The following is a 6,043-nucleotide window of genomic DNA, read 5'->3' on the forward strand; positions in this document are numbered from 1 at the left end:
TGCCATATCTATTAAGCCCGATTGAGTGACAGAATGCAATTCACTAAAATTAATAAATCACGCCATGCGACCTACGTTTTGCACGTACATTTGGTGTTTATCACCAAGTATCGAAAGCCGATATTGGGGGATCTGCATCACGCTTCATTCGGTCAGTGTGCGGCAGAGGTTTGCAGAGATTTTGGTGCGGAACTGAAAGAGTGTGACGGAGAGGCTGATCATGTTCACATGCTGATAGAGTACGGCCCAACAGTGCAGCTATCGGTGCTGGTGAACTCGTTAAAGGCGGTCACATCAAGGCGACTGCGTAATGAATTTCTGGACTTGAGGGGTGCTTACAGCAAACCCGTACTCTGGTCACGCTCTTACTTTGCGGGCTCTTGCGGCGGTGCGCCGTTAGAGGTGATCAAGCAATACATTCAAAACCAGCGGGGCTGACGCCCCGGCGAAATTCCCCTCCCACCTACGTCGGAGGGAGTCCCCTTTCGCATTTAAGATGGTAGCCGTGGTAGTCGAGGCCGGAGCGGTTCTCCACCGGCGGCGTCACCCAGATGGCGGTGAAGCCGAGATCCTTGATGTAGTCGAGCTTGGCGATCAAACCCTTGAAGTCGCCACGCCACTGGGGATCCCCCGCCTTGTAGCGATCCCGGTTATGGTAGTTGTTGCCGGCATCGCCGTCATAGAAGCGGGCCGTCAGCAGGAAGTAGATGCTCTCGGCGCGAAAATCGCCGCTCGCCACCCCCTGCTCGCCGATACGGTACTCGAAGCGCTGCTCCCGCTGGTTGCCGCTCTCGTCCACCGCGAGGGTGCGGATCACCAGGTCCGTGCCGCTCCCCTTGTCGTTCGCCACCAGGGGCTGGCCTGCATAACAGGCCGACGCCGTGGTGGGCTGGCTGCCGTCCGTGGTGAAATGCACGGCGGGGGCGGCGTCCTGATCGTCGCTCACTCCCAGGGTGATGGACTGGCTGTCCACATAACTCCCCGGCGCCGGGGTAGCGGTCACCGTGGGGGCCTGCACATCTGCCCCCGCCAGGGTCTCGAGTTCAACGACCTTGCGCTGGCTGTCAAAGCAGATGCGATAGCGGGTGTTGGCGCTGACCAGGTAATCCTGGGCAGGATAGGCCTCGGTCCAGTCCCCCTTGTGGTCAATCTTGAAGCGGGGGTTGCTGCTGCCAAACGCCTGCTCGGTGCAGAAGGTGGTGCCATCCTCGGTTGTCATGGGGGTGAGACCCCAGTTATTGGGGGTACCGCGGAAGTACCAGCTGTCGCCGCTCTGTCCGGCGGCCACCACCACGCTCACGCTGCTGCTGCCCTTGGCCCCCTGATCGTCGGTGACCGTGAGGCCATAGGTGAAGGTGCCCGTCTGTGCCGTGTTGACGACCATGCTCTCCGTGGTCTCGCCGCTGCTCCACAGATAGCTCGCTATCTGACCGTCGGGATCCGTGGAGTCACTGCCGCTCAGGGTGAGCGCCGCACCCTGGGCCACGTTCACCGTGCCCCCCGGGGTGATGACCGCAAGCGGCGGCTGGTTGTCATCCCCAAGCGGCACGATGCTGTAGGCCAGGGTCTGGTCATTGACCTGGATGCGCACCGTGCCGGTGCCGTTCCAGAAGATGTCGCCGTCGCCGTTGCTGTCCCCGAAGTTGATGGCCCAGTCGCCGGCCTGATCAAACTTCAGGCGCTGGCTCGCCTTGCCATCCATGTAGGCCTCGGCCTGCCACAGGTGATCCCCTATCAGGGTCATGGGGAGGCTGGCCCAGCCGTTGAAGGTGCCGCGCACATTGAGCTGCGGCAGAGTGCTTGCAAACCCCGAGGCCTCGCAACTGGCGACCGCCGTCGTACTCACCGCCTGGGTCGTGGCGTTGATGCGGATCTGGTACGCCGTGTTGGCATTGACCCCGTAGTCGGCCGCCGGGTAGCTCTGCTGCCAGTTGCCGTACCTGTCTATCTTGAAGCGCGGCCCGCCACTGGCGTCGCCGCTCACGAAGCGCTGGCAGGTTTCAAAATTGACGCCGTCGGTCGACGCCATGGCGGTCGCCGCCCATCCATTTGCGGTGCCCCGGAAGAACCACTCCGCCGCCATCCCGGGCGGCGTGATCATGGTCCCCAACATTCCGGCCACGAGTATCCATCTAGCCATTGATAGTCCTTTGTTTTTCATTGTGTTGTGTGTGATGCCGGTGTGCCCCGGCATTCCCCCATCCGCGACGTCCCGCCTTCAGATGAGCCCGACCAGTCTAGAAGTCGCCGTGGTCGATTCGTGGCCATAAGGTGCGAAATGTGACCGCCATAGACCAGGAAATAAGCTGTATGTGATTGATAGCGCTTTCATTTCTGGGCATGGGGTCGAACTTCCCAGGATAGAGAGGCGCTCCCCGTGACGGCCGTATCGGGGGGTAGGATCAGCGCTCTGCACGGCGCCGTTGCCATTGGGGGCTCTTGCCGCCATGATGCAGGGCCGCCCTTGCCATCCCGGGCACCGGGCGGCTCATTCAAGGAGAGACGATGAGACCATCGGATTATGGGAGGCTGCTGGCGCTGGCCGCCATCTGGGGCGCCAGCTTCCTGTTCATGCGCATCGCGGCGCCGGCGTTCGGCTCCATCAACACCACCTTCCTGCGGGTCTTCTTCGCCCTCGTCGGGCTCGCCGCCATGCTCCTGCTGCTGCGCACCCCCATGCAGTTTCACGGCAAGCTGAAAGCCATCATGGTGCTCGGCATCATCAACTCCGGCGTGCCCTTCCTGATGTACGCCGTGGCGGCCCTCTGGCTGCCCGCCGGCTACTCGGCCATCCTCAACGCCACCACGCCGCTGATGGGGGCCCTCATTGGCTTCTCCTTCTTTCACGAGGAGCTGACCTTGCGCAAGTGGGCCGGGGTCATGCTGGGGCTGGTGGGCATCGGGCTCATCACCACCACGGGGGAGGTCGACCTGAGCGGTCAGCTCGCCATCGGGGTGCTGGCCTGCCTCATCGCCACCGCCTGCTACGGCTGCGCTGGCTTCCTGACGAGGCGCTGGATCACCGAGCGGGGCGGACTGGACGCGAAGCTGGTGGCCTTCGGCAGCCAGATCGGGGCCGTCCTCTTCCTGCTCCCCTTCTTCGGCTACAGCCTGACGAGCGGGCCCGCCGTCGACTGGGCCCAGCCTGGGGTCTGGGCCAGCGTGCTGGCGGTCGGGCTCCTCTGCACCGCCTTCGCCTATCTGCTCTATTTCAGGCTGATCGCCGACATCGGGCCCCTGCGCTCCCTCACGGTCACCTTCCTCATCCCGCCGTTCGGCATCCTCTGGGGCTATCTGGTGCTTGGCGAAACCCTCACCGGCGGCTTCGTGCTCGGCGGCGCCGTGGTCTGCCTCGCGGTCTGGCTGGTGACCAGCCACGCCAAGCCGGCCAGGGCGCAGGAGTAGGGCAAAGCCTCATCTGTCGGGCCCCATGGCTCGGCAGATGGGCACAACTGGGGTAAGATGGCCCCCATCGTTTCTCCCGCCCCGGCGGACACCACAGCAGGGCCAGCCTTGAATCAGCTCAACCAATCCAGCCAGAACAAGCAGCAGATCTTTACCGTCACCCGCCTCAACAGCGCCGTGCGCATGATCCTGGAGCAGGATCTGGGGCTGGTGTGGCTGACCGGGGAGCTCTCCAACCTCGCGATGCCAAGCTCGGGCCACTGGTACTTCTCCTTGAAGGACATGTCGGCCCAGGTGCGCTGCGCCATGTTCAAGGGCAACAACCGCCGGGTGCCGTTCCGCCCCCAGGACGGCATGCAGGTGCTGGTGCAGGCCCGGGTCTCCCTCTATGAGCCCCGGGGCGACTATCAGCTCATCATCGAGTCGATGCAACCCGCCGGGGACGGCATGCTGGCCCTGCGCTTCGAGGAGCTCAAGCGCCGCCTCGGGGCCGAGGGGCTGTTCGACGAGGGGGCCAAGCGCCCCCTGCCCCGCGAGCCCCGCGCCGTGGGTCTGGTCACCTCGGCCACCGGCGCCGCCCTGCACGACATGCTGACCGTCTTGCGCCGCCGCGCCCCGGACTTGCCCGTCTTCATCTACCCGACCCTGGTGCAGGGCAGCGCCGCCACCGCCCAGATCGTCTCGGCGATCATGCTTGCCAACCGGCGCGCCGAGGTGGATGTGCTCATCGTCGGGCGCGGCGGCGGGTCACTGGAGGATCTCTGGTGCTTCAACGAGGAGGCGGTGGCCCGTGCCATCCACGGCTCCGCCATCCCCGTGGTGAGCGCCGTGGGTCACGAGGTTGACGTCACCATCAGCGACTTTGCCGCTGACTTGCGCGCCCCCACCCCCTCCGCCGCCGCCGAGCTGGTGGCGCCGGACAGGAGTGCCCGCGCCCAGCGCCTCGTGCACCTGCGCCAGCGGCTCACCCAGGCCATGAACCGCCACCAGACCGCCGCCCGCCACGGCTTCGCCCTGCTGCAAAAGCGGCTCGACCACCAGGATCCCAAGCGCCGGCTGGAGCAGCAGTCCCAGCGCCTCGACGAGCTGTCCGCCCGCCTGCAGCAACTGCTGGCAAGCCGCCTGCATCAGGGGGAGCGACGCCTGGCCAATCTTGAGCTGCGCCTGCAGGCCAAAAGCCCCGAGAAGCTGCTGGCCGCCGGCAAGCGCCGCCACCAGCTCGCGGAGGAGCGGCTCCATGCCCTGATTGCCCGGCGCCAGGATGTGGCCGGACACCGCCTCGCCATGCTGAGCGCACGCCTCGACGGGGTCAGCCCGCTGGCCACCCTGGGACGCGGCTACGCCATCGTACGCACCCCGACCGGCGAGGTGATCAGCCGCGCCGCTCAGGTGAACGTCGGCCAGCCCCTGGTCACCACCCTGGCCGAGGGCCAGCTGCGGGTGCGCGTGGAAGAGGTGCACAACCCCTAACCCAGCGGGGGCACTCATGGCGCCCCCGCTGCACTGCACTTCACCTCCCTCTCCCACCCTCTACACCAAGGTGGGGTGTACCGCCGCCCGGTTGCCGGATGACCCGGCGCCCCCCTGCTCCCCCGCCAGCGGGTTGCGTTGCACGTATTCAAACAGCCCGGCCTGCAGATTGACGTTCCAGAAGCGTCCCGCCAGGGTGAGCTCAAGGCGCTCCTGACCGAGCTCGGCCAGTCCGTGCGCCTGCCAGCGCTCGAACAGCGGCAGCAAATGGGCCCGCAGCGGCGCAGGCAGGCACGTCAGATCCAGCCAGCCCGCGTCCAGGCCTCCCCGCAGCAGACCGTCGATGCGCACATCGGGGGTCTGCCCCATCACCATGCCTGGGGGGCGTCGCCCTTCGGCCAGCGCCTCGTGCCAGGCGGCCAGATCCCGCCCCTGCATCAGGCCGTGGCCGTGAATGTTGCCCCCCGCCCCCGCCCCGAAGGGAAGGATCTCGGCGCCGCACTTCGCCATCTGGTTGTAACGGCTGCGCTCGGCGGGGGTGCGCCGCCAGTGGCTGCAGGAGAGGCGCTGCCAGCCTCCCGCCTCCAGCGTTTGGGCGCCCTGGGCATACATGGCAGCCCGCTGCGGGCCATCGGCGGCCCAGCCCAATGTCCCCTTCTCCCCGGCGCGGGCCAGGTTGGTGCCCGCCATGGCGATGAGCTGGTAGAGATCCACCCCGTGCACGCCGCTCGCCATCACGTCCGCAACGTCCTGGCGCCACACGAAGTCGTCCTGGCCGGGCAGACCGAAGATGAGATCCGCCGCGATGACGGCCTCGTCGTGGCGGGTCAACGCCCCTAGCCGGGCCAACAGGGTCTCCCTGTCGTCGAAGCGGGCCGCCTGCTGGCGCACGCGAGTATCAAAGCTCTGCACCCCGAACGAGAAGCGGTTGAAGCCCCCCGCCAGCGCGGTCTCCCACTTGGCGTCATCGAAACCGTTGAGGCGCCCCTCCAGGGTCAGCTCCACATCCGAAGTCAGGGGGAAGTGCGTATTCCCACGCATGGCGATCGCTCAATAACATTCATGCCGATCACTCAATAACATCCATGCCGATCGCCCAATAACATCCCAGGCCGATCACTTTTTTCCTCTATGGGAAACCATGATCGGCATGAATGTTATTGATGAC

General features: G+C 65.7%; 3 protein-coding genes and 2 pseudogenes. 3 read left to right on the plus strand and 2 right to left on the minus strand.

All coding sequences use genetic code 11. The features are described from left to right. Nucleotides 1-33 precede the first annotated feature (33 nt). The gene (tnpA, locus tag J9892_RS19170; RefSeq protein WP_103261846.1) at nt 34-438 is read left to right on the plus strand and encodes an IS200/IS605 family transposase; all 405 of its coding nucleotides are present in this window, start codon (nt 34-36) and stop codon (nt 436-438) included. Between the two features lie 58 nt (nt 439-496). Here the strand turns inward: tnpA and J9892_RS19175 are convergent. Next, a pseudogene (locus tag J9892_RS19175) lies at nt 497-2,029 on the minus strand (alpha-amylase family glycosyl hydrolase); the annotation flags it as partial. 476 nt (nt 2,030-2,505) lie between these two features. On the opposite strand from J9892_RS19175, the gene J9892_RS19180 reads away from it, so the two are divergent. Together J9892_RS19180 and xseA are read left to right on the plus strand one after the other, a co-directional pair. Next, on the plus strand, nt 2,506-3,405 hold the full coding sequence (locus J9892_RS19180; protein ID WP_052815263.1) for a DMT family transporter: 900 nt from the start codon (nt 2,506-2,508) through the stop codon (nt 3,403-3,405). A gap of 108 nt (nt 3,406-3,513) precedes the next feature. Beyond that, entirely contained in the window at nt 3,514-4,875 is a 1,362-nt protein-coding gene (gene xseA, locus J9892_RS19185) for an exodeoxyribonuclease VII large subunit (protein ID WP_052815262.1), read from the plus strand. A 60-nt stretch (nt 4,876-4,935) separates the two neighbouring features. On the opposite strand, the pseudogene J9892_RS19190 reads toward xseA, so the two are convergent. Beyond that, nucleotides 4,936-5,898, minus strand: a pseudogene (locus J9892_RS19190) (heme anaerobic degradation radical SAM methyltransferase ChuW/HutW); the annotation flags it as partial. Between the last annotated feature and the right edge of the window lie 145 nt (nt 5,899-6,043).

Origin of the sequence: Aeromonas sp. Prich7-2, from assembly GCF_017939255.1 — a bacterium.
GTDB classification, from domain to species: domain Bacteria; phylum Pseudomonadota; class Gammaproteobacteria; order Enterobacterales; family Aeromonadaceae; genus Aeromonas; species Aeromonas caviae.

Excerpts from the sequence above, each read along its gene's own strand:
- tnpA (WP_103261846.1), top strand. The coding sequence starts at position 34 with ATGCAATTCACTAAAATTAATAAATCACGCCATGCGACCTACGTTTTG.
- J9892_RS19180 (WP_052815263.1), top strand. The coding sequence starts at position 2,506 with ATGAGACCATCGGATTATGGGAGGCTGCTGGCGCTGGCCGCCATCTGG.